The sequence below is a fragment of the Bacillus sp. SIMBA_031 genome (assembly GCF_046535225.1).
GTDB classification, from domain to species: Bacteria; Bacillota; Bacilli; order Bacillales; family Bacillaceae; genus Bacillus; species Bacillus velezensis.
The window spans coordinates 1-491 of sequence record NZ_JAWRXC010000036.1 but is presented as its reverse complement, the minus strand read 5'-3'; the positions used below and the strand labels follow the sequence as shown (position 1 = coordinate 491).

Below are 491 nucleotides of genomic sequence, written 5' to 3'. Positions count from 1 at the left end.
AATTAACTCTTCGAGCTGATAACTTTGATTGTCATATGCCTGCAGTGAATTCTCCTTTACTTCTTTCAAAAGTTCTTTGAATGTTTTCTCTTTATCTGGGTGATTCCTCACAGCCAGTGTATTGACGAACATACCGATCATATTTCTCAGATCGGCATGCGGCCTGCCGGCCACCGGTACTCCGACGACAATATCCTCCTGCCCGCTGTACTTGGATAAAAGAATATTGAATGCTGACAACAGAACCATATGGAGCGTCGCGCCCTCTTCTTTTGCCAATCCTCTTAGCCCTTCGGTCATTTCTTTATCTAAGGTGAAATGAACACTATCTCCTTCAAAACTTTGGATACTCGGCCGTTCATAATCATAAGGCAAGTGAAGAACCGGAACGGTTCCTTCGAACTGCTTCTTCCAATATGCTGCCTGTTTATCCAGGCTGCCTGATCGAAGGTATGCATTTTGCCACTGGGCAAAATCCTTATACTGAATCC

At 44.2% G+C, this 491-nt stretch carries 1 protein-coding gene; it reads right to left on the bottom strand.

The features are described from left to right. A partial coding sequence (locus tag SB724_RS19385; protein WP_410572405.1) for a condensation domain-containing protein occupies positions 1-491 on the bottom strand: 491 nt, incomplete at both ends.